This is a genomic window from Acidovorax sp. GW101-3H11, assembly GCF_001633105.1.
Classification (GTDB): domain Bacteria; phylum Pseudomonadota; class Gammaproteobacteria; order Burkholderiales; family Burkholderiaceae_C; genus Acidovorax.
The window spans coordinates 148,354-168,390 of record NZ_LUKZ01000002.1; the positions used below are offsets into that span (position 1 = coordinate 148,354).

15 protein-coding genes and 2 pseudogenes are annotated in these 20,037 nt (G+C 62.0%); 11 read left to right on the forward strand and 6 right to left on the reverse strand.

Annotated features, from left to right (window positions below):
* Positions 1-4 precede the first annotated feature (4 nt).
* The 4 genes from A1D30_RS02870 to A1D30_RS02885 form a co-directional block, all read right to left on the reverse strand.
* Positions 5-1,210 (reverse strand): acyl-CoA dehydrogenase family protein, encoded by a 1,206-nt coding sequence (locus A1D30_RS02870; RefSeq protein WP_063459304.1) that lies wholly within the window; start codon positions 1,208-1,210, stop codon positions 5-7.
* A gap of 113 nt (positions 1,211-1,323) precedes the next feature.
* A complete protein-coding gene (locus A1D30_RS02875) occupies positions 1,324-2,178 on the reverse strand; it encodes an enoyl-CoA hydratase family protein (protein WP_063459305.1) in 855 nt (284 codons plus the stop codon).
* Positions 2,175-2,666, reverse strand: coding sequence for a MarR family transcriptional regulator (locus A1D30_RS02880; protein ID WP_056059723.1), 492 nt, complete (start codon positions 2,664-2,666; stop codon positions 2,175-2,177). Before A1D30_RS02880 ends, A1D30_RS02875 begins: the two co-directional genes overlap by 4 nt.
* Before the next feature lie 6 nt (positions 2,667-2,672).
* On the reverse strand, positions 2,673-5,024 hold the full coding sequence (locus tag A1D30_RS02885) for a bifunctional salicylyl-CoA 5-hydroxylase/oxidoreductase (protein WP_063459306.1): 2,352 nt from the start codon (positions 5,022-5,024) through the stop codon (positions 2,673-2,675).
* A gap of 159 nt (positions 5,025-5,183) precedes the next feature.
* On the opposite strand from A1D30_RS02885, the gene A1D30_RS02890 reads away from it, so the two are divergent.
* Both A1D30_RS02890 and A1D30_RS26620 read left to right on the forward strand, forming a co-directional pair.
* Positions 5,184-5,501 (forward strand): DUF1840 domain-containing protein, encoded by a 318-nt coding sequence (locus A1D30_RS02890; protein ID WP_063459307.1) that lies wholly within the window; start codon positions 5,184-5,186, stop codon positions 5,499-5,501.
* A gap of 11 nt (positions 5,502-5,512) precedes the next feature.
* Positions 5,513-5,635: a hypothetical protein gene (locus A1D30_RS26620; protein WP_277922011.1), complete on the forward strand. Its 123-nt coding sequence runs from the start codon at positions 5,513-5,515 to the stop codon at positions 5,633-5,635.
* A 331-nt stretch (positions 5,636-5,966) separates the two neighbouring features.
* Here A1D30_RS26620 and A1D30_RS02895 read toward each other — a convergent pair whose 3' ends face one another.
* A complete protein-coding gene (locus tag A1D30_RS02895; protein WP_063459308.1) occupies positions 5,967-6,974 on the reverse strand; it encodes a DNA-binding protein in 1,008 nt (335 codons plus the stop codon).
* An 819-nt stretch (positions 6,975-7,793) separates the two neighbouring features.
* Here A1D30_RS02895 and A1D30_RS26720 point away from each other — a divergent pair.
* From A1D30_RS26720 to iteS, 3 genes are all read left to right on the forward strand, one after another.
* Entirely contained in the window at positions 7,794-8,414 is a 621-nt protein-coding gene (locus tag A1D30_RS26720) for a site-specific integrase (RefSeq protein ID WP_347336230.1), read from the forward strand.
* Positions 8,415-8,542: 128 nt separating this feature from the next.
* Positions 8,543-9,706, forward strand: coding sequence for an anti-phage ATPase IteA (gene iteA / locus A1D30_RS02905; protein WP_054257478.1), 1,164 nt, complete (start codon positions 8,543-8,545; stop codon positions 9,704-9,706).
* The gene (iteS, locus tag A1D30_RS02910; RefSeq protein WP_082836302.1) at positions 9,675-11,930 is read left to right on the forward strand and encodes a S8 family anti-phage peptidase IteS; all 2,256 of its coding nucleotides are present in this window, start codon (positions 9,675-9,677) and stop codon (positions 11,928-11,930) included. The genes iteA and iteS overlap by 32 nt, the downstream gene beginning before the upstream one ends.
* Before the next feature lie 1,769 nt (positions 11,931-13,699).
* On the opposite strand, the gene A1D30_RS25775 is transcribed toward iteS, so the two are convergent.
* Positions 13,700-13,915: a hypothetical protein gene (locus A1D30_RS25775; RefSeq protein WP_157891315.1), complete on the reverse strand. Its 216-nt coding sequence runs from the start codon at positions 13,913-13,915 to the stop codon at positions 13,700-13,702.
* Between the two features lie 449 nt (positions 13,916-14,364).
* On the opposite strand from A1D30_RS25775, the gene A1D30_RS24565 reads away from it, so the two are divergent.
* From A1D30_RS24565 to A1D30_RS25965, 6 genes and pseudogenes are all read left to right on the forward strand, one after another.
* Positions 14,365-15,531, forward strand: a complete 1,167-nt coding sequence (locus A1D30_RS24565; RefSeq protein WP_242421762.1) for a TolC family protein — start codon at positions 14,365-14,367, stop codon at positions 15,529-15,531.
* Positions 15,528-16,160, forward strand: a complete 633-nt coding sequence (locus A1D30_RS02935) for a hypothetical protein (protein WP_063459313.1) — start codon at positions 15,528-15,530, stop codon at positions 16,158-16,160. The genes A1D30_RS24565 and A1D30_RS02935 overlap by 4 nt, the downstream gene beginning before the upstream one ends.
* 32 nt (positions 16,161-16,192) lie before the next feature.
* A pseudogene (locus tag A1D30_RS26320) lies at positions 16,193-16,589 on the forward strand (efflux RND transporter periplasmic adaptor subunit); the annotation flags it as partial.
* Between the two features lie 1,227 nt (positions 16,590-17,816).
* The gene (locus A1D30_RS02945) at positions 17,817-18,983 is read left to right on the forward strand and encodes a TolC family protein (protein WP_242421763.1); all 1,167 of its coding nucleotides are present in this window, start codon (positions 17,817-17,819) and stop codon (positions 18,981-18,983) included.
* Entirely contained in the window at positions 18,980-19,612 is a 633-nt protein-coding gene (locus A1D30_RS02950) for a hypothetical protein (RefSeq protein ID WP_063459316.1), read from the forward strand. Before A1D30_RS02945 ends, A1D30_RS02950 begins: the two co-directional genes overlap by 4 nt.
* A 32-nt stretch (positions 19,613-19,644) precedes the next feature.
* Positions 19,645-20,037 (forward strand): annotated as a pseudogene (locus A1D30_RS25965) (efflux RND transporter periplasmic adaptor subunit); the annotation flags it as partial.

Below are 20,037 nucleotides of genomic sequence, written 5' to 3' on the forward strand. Positions count from 1 at the left end.
GCGATTACTCCTGCAAAACGGCCTTGCCGATGATGAGTTGCTGCACCTCGGTGGCGCCTTCGTAGATGCGCAGCGAGCGGATGTCGCGGTACAGCGACTCGACCTTGCTGCCCACCTCCACGCCGCGCCCGCCGTGCAGTTGCAGCGCCATGTCGATCACGCGCTGGGCGTTTTCGGTGGCGGTCATCTTGGCCATCGCCGCTTCGGCAGTGACACGCGCCTGGCCGGTGTCGCGCAGCCAGGCCGCGCGGTAGGTGAGCAGCGCGGCGCTGTCCACCAGCGCGGCCATTTCACCGATCTTGGCCTGCGTGAGCTGGAAGTCCGCGAGCGTCTGGCCGAACATGCGGCGCTGGCGCGCGTGGTGCACGGCCTCGGCCAGCGCGCGGCGCGCCATGCCCAGGGCCGCAGCGGCCACCGATGCGCGGAAGATGTCGAGCGTGCGCATGGCCAGCTTGAAGCCGCCGTTCTCTTCGCCCAGCAGCGCCGTTGCAGGCACGGTGCATTGGTCGAACTGCAGCGTGGCCAGCGGGTGCGGCGCCATCACATGGATGTGGCGCGAGGCATCCAGGCCCGGCGTGTTCGCATCGACGATGAAGGCGCTGATGCCCCGCGTGCCACCGGCCGGGTCGGTCTTGGCGAACACGCAGTAGAAGTCCGCAATGCCCCCGTTGCTGATCCAGGTCTTGGTTCCGGTCAGAGAATATGAATCTTTTGGGCCGTTCCCGCGCGATAGATAAGCGTTTTCAGCTATTGTTTTCATAGCGCCAACATCCGAACCTGCCTCGGGCTCGGAAAGTGCAAACGCAGCGATCAGCTCGCCGCGTGCCACGCCCTGCAGGTAATGCGCCTGCTGCGCGGGGCTGCCCGCCAGCGTGATCGCGCCGCTGCCCAGCCCCTGCATGGCAAACGCAAAGTCGGCCAGCGGCGAGTGGTAGGCCAGTGTCTCGCGCAGCAGCACCAGCGCGCGCGAGTCCAGTGCGGGCAGCGCGCCACCGTGTGCTGCCGGCACGCAGTAGCGCAGCCAGCCGCCCGCGCCCAGGCGTTTCACCCAGTCGCGGCAAGCGGCGCGGTCATCGGTTTCATCGACCTCTTGCGCGGCCGCCCAGGGCACCAGGCCCTCGGCCAGCGCGCGGTGGGCGTCGTCAAAAAAGGGCAGGGCCAGGTGCGCCGTCGATGGCGGGCGGGGAGCTGGGGGCGTTGCGACGTGCATGGTGGATGAAAGGGCCTGTTTGAATTTCACACCCGTTCGGGCTGAGCTTGTCGAAGCCTTGCGCGGCGCTTCGACAAGGCTCAGTGAACGGTTCGTGGGGTTGCGTGCCTTTCCTAGTCCCCCTGGAACACAGGCTTTTGCTTGGCCGCAAACGCCTCGTATGCGCGCCGGAAGTCTTCCGTCTGCATGCAGATGGCCTGCGCCTGTGCCTCGGCTTCGATGGCCTGCTCGATGGTCATGCTCCACTCCTGGCTGAGCATGGTCTTGGTCATGCCATGGGCGAAGGTGGGGCCGTCGGCCAGCGTGCGCGCCGTGGCCTGCACGTTGGCCAGCAGGTCGGTGCTCTCGTACAGGTCGTTGAAAAAGCCCCAGGCCAGGCCTTCGTGTGCGGTCATCGCGCGACCGGTGAACAGCAGTTCGCTGGCGCGGCCCTGGCCGATCATGCGGGGCAGCAGAGCGCAGGCACCCATGTCGGCCCCGGCCAGGCCCACGCGGGTGAACAGGAACGCGGTCTTGGTCGCCTCAGTGCCGTAGCGCATGTCGCAGGCCAGCGCCATCATTGCGCCCGCACCGGCGCAGATGCCGTCGATGGCGCCCAGCACGGGCTGCGGGCAGGCGCGCATAGCCTTGACCAGATCACCGGTCATGCGCGTGAACTCCAGCAGTTCGGGCATGGTCATGGTGGTGAGCGGGCCGATGATCTCGTGCACGTCGCCGCCCGAGCAGAAGTTGCCGCCCGCACCGGTAACGACGATGGCCTTCACGTCGGTGGCAAAGCGCAGCGCGTAGAAAAAGTCGCGCAGCTCGGCATAGCTCTGGAAAGTCAGCGGGTTCTTGCGGTCCGGCCGGTTGAGCGTGACGGTGCCCACGCCAGCATCAAAGCTCCAGGCGAAATGCTCGGCCACGTAGCGGGCCTCTGGGTTGAACTGCTCGCGCATGGGGTTGCTCGCCCCGATGAAGTGTTTCATTCGGCTGTCTCCAAAGAATTGTTTTGTGTGTGCTCTTTCACCTTGCCCAGCAGGCGGTACAAGGTGGCGATGTCGCGCTCGCCCAGCGTGGCGAAGGCCTCGACGATCCATTGCTCGTGCTGGCGCGCCATGGTGTTGAACTGCTCGCGGCCCTGCGGCGTCAGGCGCACCAGGTACGCACGGCGGTCGCCCTCCACGTCCATGCGCTCAACCAGCCCTTCGGCAACGAGCTGGTCGGTGATGCCGGTGATGTTGCCGCTCGTCACCATCATGCGGCGCGAGAGTTCTTTCATCTTCATGCCGTCTGGCGCGCGTTCGAGCTGCGCCATCAAATCGAAGCGCGGCAGCGTGGTATCGAACTGCGCGCGCAGGTGGCTGCGCACCTGCTTTTCGATGAGCTGCGTGCAGGTGAGCAGGCGCAGCCACAGGCGCAGGGCCTCGGGGTGCTCGCTGGGGGCTGCGCCGTGCAATCGGGCTTCAAGGTCCATGGCGGTTTACTCGATGGCTGCGGGTTTGCTGGATGCCTGCGCCGGTGCGGCCAGCGCGGCCATCTGCTTTTGCTTGGTGATCTCGCGCAGCATCTGGTCACGGCCGCTGGTGTATTGCGCAGGCCAGTCGGTGTGCGCTGCAGCCACGGGGCTCAGCTGCGCGGCGGCGTGCAGCGTCCAGGCCGGGTCGGCCAGGTGGGGGCGGGCGATGGCGCACAGGTCGGCACGGCCGGCCGCGACGATGCTGTTGGCATGGTCGGCCTCGGTGATCGCGCCCACGGCCATGGTGGCAATGCCTACCTCGTTGCGGATGCGGTCGGCGAACGGGGTCTGGTACATGCGGCCGTACACCGGGCGTGAGTTGCGCGTGGTCTGGCCTGAGGACACGTCGATCAGGTCCGCGCCAGCGGCCTTGAAGAGGCGCGCGATGGCAATGGCGTCGTCGGCGGTGTTGCCGTCGGGGAGCCAGTCGTGCGCCGAGATGCGCACGGAGAGCGGCTTGTCGGCGGGCCACACGGCGCGCAGCGCCGTCAACACCTCCAGCGGGTAGCGGCAGCGCTTGTCCAGGCTGCCACCGTATTCGTCCGTGCGCTGGTTGGTGGCGGGGCTCAGGAAGCTGGCGAGCAGGTAGCCGTGTGCGCAGTGCAGCTCCAGCCAGTCAAAGCCGCAGGCCACGGCGCGGCGGGCGCTGTCCACGAAGGCGGCGGTCACGCGGTCCATGTCGGCGCGGGTCATGGCGGCAGGCGTCTGGTTCTGCGCGCCGTAGGCGAGGGGGCTCGCGGCCAGCAGGGGCCAGTTGCCCGAGTCCAGCGGCTCATCCGTGCCTTCCCAGCCGACGCGGGTCGAGCCCTTGGGGCCGCTGTGGCCCAGCTGCAGGCCGATCTTGGCCGTGCTGCTGCCGTGCACAAAGTTCACGATGCGCGCAAAGGCTGCTTGCTGTGCGTCGTTCCACAGGCCGGGGCAGGCGGGGGTGATGCGGCCCTCGGGCGTGGGGCTGGTCATCTCCACCATCACCAGCGCCGCGCCGCCGAGTGCGCGCGCGCCCAGGTGCACCAGGTGGAAGTCCTGTGGCGCGCCCTCGACCGCGCTGTAGGTGGCCATGGGCGAGACGACGATGCGGTTCTTGAGCGTAAGGCCTTTGAGCGTGAAGGGCGTGAGCATGGGCGGAATCGCGGCCTTGCCACCCGCGAGCCAGGCCTCATAGCCCTCCAGCCATGCGGCATCGCGCAGCCGCAGGTTTTCGTGGCTGATGCGCTGGCTGCGCGTGAGCAGCGAGTAGGTGAACTGCTCCACGGGCATGCCGGCGTAGCGCGCCACGTTTTCAAACCACTCGGTGCTGTTGCGCGCGGCGTTCTGGATCTTGAGCACCTCCACGCTTCGGCGCGCCTCGTAGTGCTGCAGCACCTCGTCAATCGGCAAGCCCGTCGCAAATTCGTTCGCCAAGTCGATCGCGTCTTCCAGCGCCAGCTTGGTGCCGCTCCCAATCGAGAAATGTGCGGTGTGCGCTGCGTCGCCCATCAGCACGATGGGCACCTGCTTGCTGTCGATGGCTTCGCGGTGCACCCAGGTGTTGCAGATCACGCGTGGAAAGCGGATCCAGTTGGCCGAGCCGCGCAGGTGCGTGGCGTTGCTGATAAGCGCGTTGCCGTCCAGGTATTTCGCAAACAGCTTTTCGCAGAAGGCGATGGCCTCGGGCTGCTCCATCTGGTCCAGGCCGTGGGCCTTCCACACGGCTTCGGGCGTTTCGACGATGAAGGTGGAGGTATCGGCGTCAAACTGGTAGGCGTGGGCCTGGAACCAGCCGTGTTCGGTCTGTTCGAACGCGAAGGTGAAGGCGTCGAACTTCTTCTTGGTGCCCAGCCACACGAAGCGGCACTGGCGCAGATCGATGTCGGGCTGGTAAACGCTGGCGTAGCGGGTGCGGATGCGGCTGTTGAGGCCGTCGCTGGCGATCACCAGGTCGGCGTGGTACTGCGCGGCGAGCGCCTGGTCGTCGGCCACGTCGGTCTCGAACACCAGCTCCACGCCCACGGCCAGGCACCGGTCCTGCAGGATGTTGAGCAGCCGCTTGCGGCCGATGCCACAAAAGCCGTGGCCGGTGGAGCGCACGCTGCGCCCCTTGAAGAACACCTCGATGTCGTCCCAGTGGTTGAACGCATCGCCGATCAGCGCCGCCGTGGGGGCGTCGGCCGCCTGCAGGTTGGCCAGCGTCTGGTCCGACAGCACCACGCCCCAGCCAAAGGTGTCGAACGGCCGGTTGCGCTCCACCACGGTGACGCGGTGCGCGGGGTTCTGCTGCTTCATCAGCAGGGCGAAATAGAGACCGGCGGGCCCGCCGCCAATGCAGAGGATGTTCATGTCAAAATAGTTTAGATCTAAACAAAATGCTGTCAATGGGGGGTTCCCGTGCGGGGCTTTGGGCGCCATCCCCGGCCCGCCCGGCGCACAATCTGCCCATGGGGCGCGCCTTCGCGCGCTCTGCTGTGTTGACCTGACCCGAGAAGGCTTTTCAATCCCATGCTTTACAAATTCAAGTCCCGCGCCGCCGCCGATCTGATCATGCTGGAGCCCCAGGGGCGGCAGATCGTGACCATCATGGGCAAGACCCCGGGTGCCAGCGGCATCGTGACGGCCGCGCAGATCCCGGGCGCCATTGCCGCGCTGGAGGCCGCCGTGGCTGCTGAAGAAGCCCGGCCACCGGTGAACGAGGCGGGCGAAGAGCTGACGGAGCAGGAGCGTGCCGAGGCGGTGCGCCTGCGCCAGCGCGTGGCGCCCCTGATTGAAATGCTGCGCCGCAGTGCCGCCGAGGAGGTGGATGTGGTCTGGGGCGTGTAGCCTTGGCCCCGGTGTTGCCACCCCTGGCCGTGGTGCAGGCGCAGCTGGATGCCTACAACGCCAAGGACATCGACGCGCTGCTGGGGGTGATCTCACTTTCCGTGCAGAAAACCCGGTTAAGAGCTACGGGTTAACCCGCGCTTTTTTATTGTCTGGAATTATCAGTAGCGAATACGTAGACTGCAGCAGGCTTGCGACCACGCCAGCCACGGGAGGACCAGCTTGTCTAGCTACTACCTACGTTTCGTTGGCGCCGATACCCTGCCCAAATCGCTATCTAAGCGGGAAGTCGAAGAGTGCTTTGGGCTGAGCATTGAAGACATCCAGGAGCTGCGCCCGCCCCGGTTCAGAGGAGGGCAAGCCAGGATACGGCCAGTTTTGACTCATAAGCCTTTTGGTTATTAAAGAATCGTCATTTATTCCTTCTTGTATTGACGTGTCACCCTTGACTCGCCAGAAGCTTGCTCACTTGACCTCTGGCGCTTCACCACCACGCTTTTTACGAGAAGATTTCTGCGTCGGTCTGAACTGCTCCACCAGTTCACGCAAGGTGCCAGCTTCGGCCTTGTGCTGTGCAACTGCCTGAAGAGCTTGCTGTAGCTCGGCCGATTGCGCCTGGTGCGCCCTGGTGATTTCGGCCAAGGAGGCGCGAGCACCGTCTGTTTCTGCCGCCAACCTGCTCTGTGCAGCATTGGCTTCGAGTAGTTTGGCGTGACAGTCGCGTTCGGTCTCTGCTAGCTTGCCTCGCAATTGCTCCAATTGCTTTTCCGTCTGGGCACGCGCGGTTCGCTCTCGGTCAATTTCCCGAAGCGCCCGGTGCTCCGCTTCGGTAGATCGCTGGGTGGCTTCATCAATAGCTGCACGTCCTTTTTCCAACTCGGCGCTGAAATGCTGCCTGCTCTTCGATTGCTCCAGCTTCAGCTCATCCACATGCCTGGACAGCGCCTCACCTCTCGCTGTACTCGCAGCGTGCGCACGCCGTTCTTGCTCAAGCTCTGCAGCAAAGGTCTGAGCTCGGGTCTCCAGTTCGGTGACTTTGGTCTGTGCGGTCTGTATCTGGGTCTCCAGGACGGCGCTTCGCTGCAGAGCTTCCTGCAGGTCTGCCTGTGCACTCTGGGCCTCTGCGTGTGCCTCGACGCGCAGGACTGCAAGCTCCTCGCGCGCCAACTCCGTTGCCTGGGTCCACAGCACGCTGACCGCCTGGCCTGCGGCCACTTTAAGCGCCTCCGGTAGATCGGGGTGATCGATCTCCACCCGAGCCTTGCCGCGCAGATCCTCCCAGAACTTGGCCAGCGCTTCGGCCGGGGCGCTCATGGAGCCCTTGCGCACATGCTGATAGAGCTTGCTGGCTGTGGGCGTGATGCCGTATCGGAAGAACAGCAACGCGCAAACCTCGCGGTACAACGCTTTCGTGTCGCTGAAACGCTCCCGCAGGGCCTCAACTTCGGCTTGGATTTCTGATTCTTCGCTCATTCGCAAATAATACAACGTATAACGTATATATCAATGAGATAATTTTCAATCTCTGGACATAATTACTCTAATGTCCATAGAATTTGGCTCATGAGCAGTTTGATCGTCCCACCGGCCGTTTTGGCGCATCTTGAGCCTTTGGAGGGCTTGGTGCTACCCCTTCACCTGTCAGGCGAGCGGGGGCGCAATCGGGGGCAGGGTCTACCCCAAGTCGCAGCCAATGACGACCGTACTGCGGTTTTGGCCTGGCTCGCGCGCNCACCGGCCGTTTTGGCGCATCTTGAGCCTTTGGAGGGCTTGGTGCTACCCCTTCACCTGTCAGGCGAGCGGGGGCGCAATCGGGGGCAGGGTCTACCCCAAGTCGCAGCCAATGACGACCGTACTGCGGTTTTGGCCTGGCTCGCGCGCTACAGGGATTCCCCGGCCACGCTGGCCAGCTACCGCAAGGAGGCGGAAAGGCTGTTGCTCTGGTGCGTGCACCAGCACGGTAAGGCCCTGTCCGATCTGACCCATGAGGACTTCCTCGCATACGAGAGCTTCCTTGGAGACCCACAGCCGGCCGACCGCTGGGTCATGCAAGTCGCCCAGAAGGCACCCAGGTCCTCGCCCAACTGGCGTCCTTTCGCCAAGCCGCTGGACCGGCAGAGCCAGCGCCAAGCACTCTCGATTCTTAACGGCCTGTTCAACTGGCTGGTTCAGGCGGGGTACTTGGCGGGAAATCCCCTTGCCCTTAGGCGTCGCAAGACAGTCGTTGGGGCGACTAAGACGAGCCGCTTCCTGCCGCACGAACAKTGGGCCCAAGTGCGTACAACGATTCAGATGCTTCCTACGGCAACACCGCGCTTAGCATCGCAGGCGGCTCGCTACCGCTGGCTGTTCTCATTGCTGTACATCGCAGGACTTCGGATTTCAGAGGTTTGCGATCACACCATGGGGGACTTTTACTGGCGAAGGGGCGCCGATGGCAAAGAGCGTTGGTGGCTTGCAGTGCGCGGCAAGGGAGAAAAAGATCGGAGCATTCCTGCCACGGATGAGTTGGTCTTGGAACTGATGAGATACCGCAGCGCGAACGGGTTACCGCCACTTCCGCGCGAGGGGGACCCGCTGCCTCTACTCTTGCCGCTGATTGGAGGGGCTAAACCTATGGGACGTAGTGCCGTCCACGAACTCATCAAGAACGTGTTTCGCGAGACCGCGACGCGCTTGCGCGCCCTCGGACCCGATCACGAGGCGACTGCGGCTCATGTGGAGAAAGCCTCTGCGCACTGGATGCGGCATACAGCAGGCACCCATCAGAGTGACAACATGGATTTGAAGGCTGTGCGCGACAACCTGGGCCATGCCAACATTGCCACTACAAGCATCTACATCCACACGGAAGACGATAAACGGCACGACCAGACCTCTAAAGRGCACAAGCTCGGGTGGATGCACCCGTGAGATTCACTCGCTTACATGAATGCGGATCATTTTTTTCATATGGCGAATGAAAATGTCTCTGTGCGTAGCAGATGGCGCCCATGGTGATTCAATTTTCCACTAAACTGAATCATTAACGATGTTGACCCGTGGAACACCTTTCTGAAGTCCTCAAGATCCTGGATGGCGCCCTGAAGTCCAACCAAAGCATGGCTGCGAACTATGCGGGCCTTCTGGCAGACAAGCTCGAACGCAGTGGCAGCCGTCGCGAAGCGTCCGCCATCCGTGAGCGTTTAGCGCGTGTGCCCGCTGCGCTCATTTCAGCGCAGCGCGGCGCACAAGCCCCTGGGTCGTTGGGCGGACTTCCTGTGGATGGCGACAGTCGCTTGAACACGGTAGATGTCAGTCGTCCTTCCGTCGGCGAAGTCCAGTTGCTGCTGCCAAGTGGACTTCAAGCAAGACTGCAGGAATTYCTTTCGTCGGTTTTGCACCATGACAAGCTGCAGGCGGCCGGGGTTTCGCAGCCCCATCGTTTGGTGATGCATGGCCCTCCTGGTACTGGCAAAACCCAGACAGCCAGGTGGATCGCTGCCCAACTGCATCTGCCCCTTCTGACGGTACGTTGCGATACCTTGATCAGCAGTTTACTGGGGCAGACCAGCCGCAACCTTCGACGSGTATTCGACTACGCGCAGGAGGTTCCTTGCGTCCTTTTCCTTGATGAGTTCGACGCGCTAGCGACCGCACGCGGCAACGAGCGTGATGTGGGTGAGCTTCAGCGCGTGGTGATTGCCCTGTTGCAAAACATTGATGCGCTACCTGACGAGACCATTCTCTTGGCTGCGACCAATCACGATCAGCTCCTCGACTACGCCATCTGGAGACGCTTTACGTTCCGGCTCGCCATGCCGATGCCGGATCAGGAATTGCGAGAGCAGCTATGGGCTCAGTTCCTCGGAGCTTATGTACCTTCCCAGTTGAGCGTTGACCAACTGGCTCAGCGCTCGTCAGGACTTTCAGGCGCCGCCATTGAGCAAGTATGTTTGGATGCCAAGCGGGCGGCTATTCTTGCCGCTAAACCGCAGGTCGAGGAGACAGAGGTGTTTCGCCGGCTTGGATTGATGATGGCGATGATGGAAGGTCAGCGCCTGCATAGTTTGAAATCGGAGATCCAATGGCTGCGCCGTTGGCATCCCAGGTTCTTTTCTCAGAGGGTACTGGCCGCTGCTTACGGGGTGTCGCAGCGACAGATAAGAAATGCAATCGAGGAGGAGGATGGCCATGGCGACCAAGGAGATGAAAGCGCCACTTAGCGCGCAAAGTACCAATCCGTTTCATCGGATTCCCTTTCAAAATGCGGATCTTTCCGCACCAGAAAACGGCGGTGGCAGCCTCCGGGAACTGGTCCCCGTAACAGCAGAGTACCGCGAAGCGCTCGTGGGCACATTGGAAAATGCTGCCAGTGCGCTACGCCCGGAGATTGAGCGCTATCCGCACTCGCCAGGGGTGCTGATTCTCAAGTTGCGAGACACCGCGATCGCAAAATCCCACCGACCAAATACTCTGGCAGCAGAAGCTGGTCTCCAACCTGCCGGTGTCGGACGTATCGAGGAGATGCTGGTTGCTGCAAACGYAGCTAGCGTCCAGGCACTCGCCCGGGTTATCCGTACCCGCGAGACGCAGCAGATCAAGGCCAACCTCTCCGCGATTGAGAAAATTCACGCTTGGGACAAAACGCGCCGCATGGTGGGCACGGTTGCAGAATTGCGCGCTCGTGGTCGAGTGTTGCTGAGCCTATTTCGCTACCATGCAGCGGACGCTACGGCACGCAACGTGGATGCGTTGCGCGCCGTTCTGCTGCAACACAACATACATTCAGTGGAGATCCCTCAGCGTTGGGGCCCTCCTGTCATGCGCGTTGACCTGGCTGCAATCGGTGATCAGGCGATGGAAGCGCTGAGCATGTTTCCGGGTCTGAGATCCATCTTTCCCGAACCGAGAATACATACCAGTGCGGCTGCCTTCGGCATTGGTCCTGGTCCGCTGCCGCAGCCGCCAGCCGGTGTCGAGCATCCTGTCGTGGGCGTCTTCGATACCGGGACTGCCGCCAGCGCGACGAGTCTGAGGCCGTGGATCGCTTCCACGACTTCGTACGTGCTCCCTCCGGACACAGACTATGTACATGGAACGGCTGTCGCGTCACTGGTAGCTGGCGCCAAGATCCTCAACGGGGACCATGCATGGCTTCCAACCACAAGGTGCCAAGTGCACGACACATGCGGATTGGAGGCGGCTGGAGGCAACACGACGGATCTGATAGTTCGCCTTGCGGAAGCGGTTCGCAATGCGCCTCATGTGAAGGTATGGAACCTCTCCCTGGGAGGTGCTCAGATTGGGGACCATGAGTTCAGCTACTTTGCGCAACAATTGGATGCGCTGAGCGATGAACATCAGGTCCTCTTCGTGGTCGCAGCTGGGAACTATACAGGCTTGCCTCGCCGAGGCTGGCCAGTCGCCGACCTGCATCTTGAGGACCGGCTGAGCAGTCCGGGCGACTCCGTGCGCGCCCTCACGGTCGGTGCCGTTGCGCATCTCGATTCGCCCGGTGCGATGGTGGCAGCAGGCCATCCTGCGCCTTACTCCCGTCGGGGCCCGGGGCCTGTATTTACACCCAAACCGGATTTAGTCCACGCTGGAGGTGGTGTGCATGAACAGTGGGACGYTGGACCGAGCAGCTTGCAAATGCTCCACCCTTTTGACGCGCTGTACGGCAGTTTCGGAACAAGCTTCGCCACGCCGATTGTGAGTTCGGTGGCCGGTCACGTGTGGCAAAGCCTCGATGGAAATCCCGACGTAGCAGTCGCTCCTCACATGGTGAAGGCACTGCTGATCCATGCTGCGCGCTTGGCTTCTCCAGACTATGGCGCTCTAGAAAGGCGCTACTATGGGTGCGGTATTCCGCAAGACGCGTTGTCCGCCCTTTATGACAGCGATGACTGCTTCACGATGATGTTTGAAGCGTTGGTGGTGCCTGGCTTCAAATGGCGCAAAACTCCTTATCCCATCCCCGCCTCGTTGATGCACAACGGAAAGCTCAGGGCCGAGGTGATCATCACTGCTGCCTACTCGCCACCGTTGGACCCCAATGCCGGGGCCGAGTACGTACGTGCCAATGTCAACGTGAGTTTTGGTGTGCTGGATGGCTCGCGGATTTCCGGAAAGGTTCCCATGGAGGGTGAAGCGGGGACCACTGGTTACGAAGCCGCTCAAATCGAGCACGGCGGCAAATGGTCTCCGGTCAAACTGCACCGCAAGAAATTCCCGCAAGGGGTGGCAGGTGATCAGTGGGCCATCCAACTAGACGCGTTACTGCGGGCTAACGAGCCACCTTTGGCCGAACCCTTGAATGTCGCCCTTGTCGTAAGCCTACGTTCACTCGACGCCAACCGCCAAGTTCATGCCGACGGGGTGCGTGCTCTGGTTCAATCCAATTGGGTCCGTCAGCATTTGCCTGTCAGAGTTCCCGTTCAGGTGTGACCAGTCGGCTGCGCATTGAGGGCATGGTGTATTCGGGCGGCTTTGTACCGCGATCACTCGCCAGGATCGAGCACTGAACGCGAAGCCCTAAAACGGTACGTCGTCCAGAGTTGGCTGCAGATGCTGCTGCAGGTATTCAAGCTTGACCAGCAGTTCGTCAAAGGTGATCACCTCCACATCCTTACAGGCGTTGCGGAACACCTCAAAGCAACGCAGTTCATTCTCTTCTACTGGCCGGCGTCCAGCGAGCACTATGCATCTGACGACATCTGCTCGGGAGGAACGCAAGGTCGGATTGTCAAAGGCGTGTTCCTTCCATCGCATGCGCAACTCGCTTTGCTGATGCAACACTTGCGTGATAGCGCCGCTCAGCTCCGAGTCTGGTCCAAATACATTCGGTGGCCTATAGGCTCGGGAACGCATCAAGGGAGCATCTGGAGTTTTGATTTCCACAATGGCGAGCGCCAGGCCTTGCTCTCTGAATAGAAAGTCACCAATCTGTGCTCCCGTTCCCGCAAGCGTAGATCCTTGGGCGTGAAACTGGGTGTGAGACAGCTCGACGGGCCGAGCGAAAGCCAGGCTCAGGACRAACTTGTGTTTCTCAAAGAAGCGTTGCCACTGTGCTTCCTTGAGGCTCTTGTTGAGCATTTCCCGGTACTGCCCAATCATGGCGGTCAGCGTAGCTCTTTCGATTTCCGCGTGCAGTCTCAGTAACTCAKWAGGCGCCTCGGCAGCCAGCACATCGACCTGCKTTTGTACGGATTGAATGCTAGCGCGCCGCTCCGCGCGCTCGCGATACGCGGTCTGAACTGCGTTCTCTCTTCGTACCTGCACCAATGGCGGTGCTTTGCGCTCAATCCGCTGGAACCTGTCAGGGGCGATCTCTGCGAGCACCTGGTCATGTACCAAGCTGTGCTTGGAATGCTGAATGAGTTGCCGTCCCCTAGTTTTAGTCCGGTTGAAGGCCCTGCGCAGGCTATCCACTTTGTTCTGGTCGATGAACACCGTCCGTCCGTCCAAGCGTAGTCGGATCTTTTTGCCGATCACAAGGACGTCAGCCTGCGGTATCAACGATAACGACTGCCAAACCGAATCAAGATCCTTGATGAGGCCAAGCCCTTCACTGGGTTGATCAAAAATGTTGGATGCCAGTCTCAACGCCACGTGCGCCGCCACGTCTTGTGGATCGTTTGGCAACGTGTCATCCGCGTNATCAACGATAACGACTGCCAAACCGAATCAAGATCCTTGATGAGGCCAAGCCCTTCACTGGGTTGATCAAAAATGTTGGATGCCAGTCTCAACGCCACGTGCGCCGCCACGTCTTGTGGATCGTTTGGCAACGTGTCATCCGCGTCATCTTCGTAAATCACGGTCTTGAAACGGCCGTGTTTCGGTGTGAGATAGCGTTTTGTGTGCGGGTTCGCATGTATTGGATACATGACGATGCTGTTTGGAAGGATCGTTGCCAACAAGGGCCATTCAGATTCAGGGCGCTCTTGCCAAAGAAGAATGTCTCGGTCAATCAGCTCGAACGTCTTGAGGTACAGCTTCTTAGCCGGCTCACCTTTTTCAGTCGCGTCGTGAACCTTGAATTGAGCCTCCATGACTTCGTTACCACTCAGAATTGCAGGACCTCCAGCGTCCTCGCTCGTATCTGTATCCATACCGTGTCCCTCCTGATCATTCTTGAATTGGTCCTCATCACAGGTGCTGATGTTAGTGGTCAAAGTCCGGGAGCAAGGCCCGCGTTTCATGTGGGTTTCAGTTCACATCCACTCGGTGTCGCTATGATCGCGTGCTAGTTTTACCTGCAAGCTCTTTAATACATGCGCCGGCTGCTCGCAGTCATCCTGCTGCTCTCCTTCTTCTGTCAGGCCTTTGCAACGGCCCGTCAGTTGGTCGTTTTCGACCACGAGGGAGCTTTCCAGGCTGCGCATGCTGAAATGCATCTGGAAGGCTCCGCCCACCACCATGATGAACACGGTGTGGCGTACCAAGACGATTCCCAGGAGTCCATCCAGCACATGCTGGCGGAGGCAGGCCCAGGGACCGCAGCACTTTTCCACTTCCCCCAGCTGTCGCTTCTTCTCGACCGCTCGCCCCCACCGGCCGTGACCGCCGAATCCGTCAGCCCGTCCCCTCATCTGGACGGTTTACGACGACCTCCCCGACTGATTTCCTGATCCACCCTTAGCGCCGCGCTTTCCACACGAAAGCGGGGTTGTTCATCGGTGCGGTACTGCTTTGATCAGGCGCTGATGCGTCAACGATCCTGGTTAGCCGCCTTTGATCGGTCAGGAATCACGTGCGTTTTGTTATTTCCAGGCTTGCGGTGCGTTGTGCCGCAGGCTGTGCTTTGAGCTGCGTCCTCGGTGGCGCTGCGGTTGCGCAGTCCAATACCGCCCCATCACTTTCAGCCACGGCATCGCCCGTGGCTCCCACACTGGCACAAGCTGTCGAGTCTGCATGGCAGCGCACCACGCAGGCGAGAGAAGCAGAAGGTCAGACACAGCGGGCTGCTGCTGAACGGGTAGCAATCTCCAGCCTTTGGGCGGCCCCCCCAGCACTGGAGTTTTCCTACAGGGATGACCGCTGGCAAACTTCGGCGGGACGCAGAGAGGCCGAGGCCGGCCTGGCGTGGCCGCTGTGGTTGCCGGGGCAGCGCAATGCACGCGGCGCTGCTGTGGATGCCGACGTAGAGCTGTCACAGGCTGCCGTTCAAGCGGGGCGCCTGCATTTCGCGGGATTGATGCGGGAAGCCGCCTGGGGCATTGCCGCGCAAAAGGCCGAGTCCGACCTGGCGGATGCCCAGGTGCGATCTCTGCAGGAGATATCCAACGACGTACGCCGCCGCGTCAAAGCGGGTGATCTGGCCCACGCGGATGCGCTGGCTGCTCAATCAGAGGCGCTGGCTGCGCAATCTGCACAGTTGGCCGCACGCCAGCGTCTGAGCGCCAGCCAGTCGCAATGGATGACCCTGACGGGCATAGCCCTGGCGCCTGATCTCACGTCTGTCCCGGTTTCTGAGGGGACCGCAGTCTCACCGGGTGGGGCGCACTTCGCCGTTGAAACGCACCCGGATGCGCGTGTCGCAGCATTGACGGTGGAACGCGCTCGCAAGCGGCTGGACGTGGTGGCCGCCACGCGGCGCGACCCTCCAGAGCTTTTGCTGCGTATCCGGCAAGACACCCCCGGGCGGGGTGAGTCGGCGCAAAACAGCATCGGCGTCGGCGTGCGCATTCCCCTGGGCACAGCGAGCCGCAACCAACCGCTGCAAGCTGCCGCACTGAGTGAGCTGGATGTAGCGCTGACCACGAAACAGCGAACTGAGGAGCGGCTGGCTGCTGACGCAGCGATGGCTTGGGCTGCGGTGCACACGGCAGAGCAGCAACTGGAAGCGGAGCGCCAGCGCTCGGCACTCCTGCGGGAGCGTGCCACGCTCATTGATCGGTCTTTCAAAGCTGGAGAAACGCCGCTGCCGGAGTTGTTGCGCGCGCTCGCTGCAGCTACCCAGGCCGACACCAGCTTCGCGCGCCAGCAAGTGGCTCTGGGCCTGGCCCGCGCCCGCCTCCAGCAATCTCTCGGAATCCTTCCATGAATCTCTTGAATCTATTCACCTCTCGTTACCGTCTCTCATTGCTGGGTGCAGGCTTGGCCGTGCTGGTGCTTGCCGGTACACCTAGCTATGCCGCGCCAGGAGCGCACGGCCCCAATGGTGAGCACCTGGATGCCCCCGCTCAAGCAGGTGTCAACAGCGGCCCCGTGCCTAGTTTTGAAGCGCGCTCGGAAGCCTTCGAGTTGGTGGGCCGACTGCAAGGCGGAGAGTTGTCCATCCTGATCAACCGCTTTGCCACCAACGAACCTGTGCTCAACGCCACGGTCGAAGTGGAGACGGGCAATCTCAAGGCGCCTGCCAAGTTCCACGCGGACATGGGGGACTACGCGATCGACGATGCCAACATGCTCAAGGCCCTGGCGGCGCCCGGTGACCATCCCATGGTGGTCACCGTACTGGCGGGCAATGACTCCGACCTTCTGGACGGCACCCTCACGGTCGCGGGCGCCGCGCTTGATGACCATGGCCACTCCCACGATGGCAACGGTGCCCATGGGCTCTCCCGAACGGCCTGGTTAGCTCTGGCCCTGGTCGTCCTGGCAGCGGTCGGTTGGTTCTTTGGCCGCACGCCGAAGGCTGCAGGTAAGTCCTCCAAAGGAGGTGCGCTGTGAACTCATCAATCCCAAAAAACAAGGCGACCCGCATGCTTCACGTTCTCGGCCTGACTGCCATCATGTGCATCGTGGCGATGCTTCCACCGTCTGCCGTTGCCGCGCCGGGGGCCCATGGACCGAACGGTGAGCATCTGGATGCCCCCACGGCGGTCAACGCGTCCGGGTTGATGCGGTTGCCAGACGGTAGTGTCAACGTTCCGATGCTCGCTCAACGGCGCCTTGGAATCCGCACGCAGTTGACCCCGGAAACCCAGGCCGCCGCCACCATCGAGTTGTCAGGCCGTGTGGTCGTGGACCCCAATGCGAGTGGTCGTGTCCAGGCGATCCATGGGGGACGGATCGAAGCGGGACCACGCGGTCTGCCGGTCGCCGGCCAGACCGTGCGGCAAGGAGAGGTGCTGGCCTATGTGGCCCATCACGCCCGCCNCGGTATCAACGATAACGACTGCCAAACCGAATCAAGATCCTTGATGAGGCCAAGCCCTTCACTGGGTTGATCAAAAATGTTGGATGCCAGTCTCAACGCCACGTGCGCCGCCACGTCTTGTGGATCGTTTGGCAACGTGTCATCCGCGTTATCCTCGTAAATCACGGTCTTGAAACGAGCATGTTTCGGTGTGAGATAGCGTTTTGTGTGCGGGTTCGCATGTATTGGATACATGACGATGCTGTTTGGAAAGATCGTTGCCAACAAGGGCCATTCAGACTCAGGGCGCTCTTGCCAAAGAAGAATATCTCGGTCGATAAGCTCGAACGTCTTGAGGTACAGCCTCTTAGCCGGCTCACCTTTTTCAGTCGCGTCTTGAACACTGAATTGAGCCTCCATGACTTCGTTACCACTCAGAATCGCAGGACCTCCAGCGTCCTCGCTCGTATCTGTATCCATACCGTGTCCCTCCCGATCATTCCTGAATTGATCCTCATCACAGGTGTTGATGTTAGTGCTCAAAGTCCGGGAGCAAGGCCCGCGTTCCATGTGGGTTTCGGTTCCCATCCACTCGGTGTCGCTATGATCGCGTGCTAGTTTTACCTGCAAGCTCTTTACTACATGCGCCGACTGCTCGCAGTCATTCTGTTGCTCTCCTTCTTCTGTCAGGCCTTTGCAACGGCCCGTCAGTTGGTCGTTTTCGACCACGAGGGAGCTTTCCAGGCTGCGCATGCTGAAATGCATCTGGAAGGCTCCGCCCACCACCATGATGAACACGGTGTGGCGCACCAAGACGATTCCCAGGAGTCCATCCAGCACATGCTGGCGGACGCAGGCCCTGGGACTGCAGCACTTCTCCACTTCCCGCAACTGTCGCTTCCTCTCGACCGCTCACCCGCACCGGCCGTGACCGCCGAATCCGTCAGCCCGTCCCCTCATCTGGACGGTTTACGACGACCTCCCCGACTGATTTCCTGATCCACCCTTAGCGCCGCGCTTTCCACACGAAAGCGGGGTTGTTCATCGGTGCGGTACTACTTTGATCAGGCGCTGATGCGTCAACGATCCTGGTTTGCCGCCTTTGATCGGTCAGGAATCACGTGCGTTTTGTTATTTCCGGGCTTGCGGTGCGTTGTGCCGCAGGCTGTGCTTTGAGCTGCGTCCTCGTTGGCGCTGCGGTTGCGCAGTCCAATACCGCCCCATCGCTTTCAGCCACGGCATCGCCCGTGGCTCCAACACTGGCACAAGCTGTCGAGGCTGCATGGCAGCGCGCCACACAGGCGAGAGAAGCCGAAGGTCAGACACAGCGGGCTACTGCCGAACGGGTGGCGATCTCCAGCCTGTGGGCGGCCCCCCCCGCAGTGGAGTTTTCCTACCGGGACGACCGCTGGCAAACGTCGGCAGGACGCAGGGAAGCCGAGGCCGGCCTGGCGTGGCCGCTGTGGTTGCCTGGGCAGCGCAATGCACGCGGCGCTGCTGTGGATGCCGACGTAGAGCTGTCGCAGGCTGCCGTTCAAGCGGGACGCCTGCATTTCGCGGGCCTGGTGCGGGAAGCCGCCTGGGGCATTGCCGCGCAAAAGGCCGAGTCCGACTTGGCGGATGCCCAAGTGCGATCTCTGCAGGAGATCTCCGACGACGTACGGCGCCGTGTCAAAGCGGGTGATCTGGCCCACGCGGATGGGCTTGCCGCTCAATCCGAGGCTCTGGCTGCGCAATCTGCACAGATGGCTGCACGCCAGCGTCTGAACGCCAGCCAGTCGCAATGGATGACCCTGACGGGCATAGCCCTGGCGCCTGATCTCACGTCTGTCCCGGTTTCTGATGGTGCCGCAGTTTCACCAGGCGGGGCGCACTTCGCCGTTGAAACGCACCCCGATGCGCGTGTCGCTGCACTGACGGTTGAGCGCGCTCGCAAGCGGCTGGACGTGGTGGCCGCCACGCGGCGCGACCCTCCAGAGCTCTTGCTGCGCATCCGACAAGACACCCCCGGGCGGGGTGAGTCGGCTCAAAACAGCATCGGCGTCGGCCTGCGCATTCCCCTGGGCACAGCGAGCCGCAACCAACCTCTGCAAGCTGCCGCACTGAGTGAGCTGGACGTAGCGCTGACCACGAAACAGCGAACCGAGGAGCGGCTGGCTGCTGATGCAGCGATGGCGCAGGCTGCGGTGCACACGGCCGAGCAGCAACTGGAGGCGGAGCGCCAGCGCTCGGCACTGCTGAGGGAGCGCGCCTCCCTCATTGACCGATCTTTCAAGGCTGGAGAAACCCCGTTGCCCGAGTTGTTGCGCGCGCTCGCCGCAGCTACCCAGGCAGACACCAGTTTCGCGCGCCAGCAAGTGGCACTGGGCCTGGCCCTCGCGCGCCTCCAGCAATCTCTCGGAATCCTTCCATGAATCTCTTGAATCTATTCCTCATCGGCTACCGCAGCATATTGCTGGGGGCAGGCTTTGCCGTGCTGGTGCTTTCAGGTACACCCAGCTATGCCGCGCCAGGCGCGCACGGCCCCAATGGTGAGCACCTGGACGCCCCCGCTCAAGCAGGGGCCAACAGCGGCTCCGTTCCCAGTTTTGAGGCCCGCTCGGAAGCCTTCGAGCTGGTGGGCCGGCTGCAGGGCGGAGAGTTGTCCATCCTGATCAACCGCTTTGCCACCAACGAGCCCGTGCTCAACGCCACGGTCGAGGTGGAGACGGGCAATCTCAAGGCGCCTGCCAAGTTCCATGCGGACATGGGGGACTACGCCATCGACGATGCCAACATGCTCAAGGCCCTGGCGGCGCCCGGTGACCACCCCATGGTGGTCACCGTACTGGCGGGCAATGACTCTGACCTGCTTGACGGCACCCTCACAGTCGCCGGTGCCGTGCTCGATGACCATGGTCACTCCCACGACGACGGTCACGCCCATGGGCCCTCCCGCACGGTGTGGCTGGCTCTGGCCCTGGCCGTCTTGGCAGCGGTCGGTTGGTTCTTTGGTCGCAGGCCCAAGGCTGCAGGCACATCTTCCAAAGGAGATGCGCTGTGAACTCATTGATCCAAAAAGCCAAGGCGACCCGCATGCTTCACGTTCTCGGCCTGACTGCCATCGCGTGCATCGCGGCGATGTTCCCACCTGTTGCCGTCGCAGCGCCAGGTGCCCATGGGCCGAACGGTGAGCATCTAGATGCCCCCACGGCGGTCAGCGCATCCGGTTTGATGCGGTTGCCAGACGGCAGTGTCAACGTTCCGATGCTCGCCCAACGGCGCCTGGGTATCCGCACACAGTTGACCCCTGAAACCCAGGCCGCCGCCACCATCGAGCTGTCAGGCCGTGTGGTCGTGGACCCCAATGCGAGTGGTCGTGTCCAGGCGATCCATGGGGGACGGATCGAAGCGGGACCACGCGGTCTGCCGGTCGCCGGCCAGACCGTGCGGCAAGGAGAGGTGCTGGCCTATGTGGCCCATCACGCC